The 254-nt window shown below is 49.6% G+C and carries 1 protein-coding gene; it reads right to left on the reverse strand.

The window, feature by feature from the left end; all coding sequences use genetic code 11:
• Positions 1-254: DDE-type integrase/transposase/recombinase (locus J1784_RS00040; RefSeq protein WP_217147562.1), on the reverse strand; the 254-nt coding region annotated here is incomplete at both ends.

A 254-nucleotide genomic window follows, 5' to 3' on the forward strand; every position in this document is an offset into this window, starting at 1 on the left:
ACCGCCATCAATAATGCATCCATTACTAACTCAGCGGTCATTCGTCCGCCCATGCTCCAGCCGATAACCCTGCGTGAGAAGAGATCAAGAACAACAGCCAGATACAGCCAACCCTCATGCGTCCTTATATAAGTCATGTCACTCACCCAATGCGTATTTGGGGTTGGGACAACGAACTGGCGTTCAAGGTAATTTGGACTGGCAAAAGAAGGCTTTCCGCCACCGTAATAGCGTCGTTTTCGGTATCCAGTCTG

This window comes from Rahnella ecdela, from assembly GCF_019049625.1.
GTDB lineage: Bacteria > Pseudomonadota > Gammaproteobacteria > Enterobacterales > Enterobacteriaceae > Rahnella > Rahnella ecdela.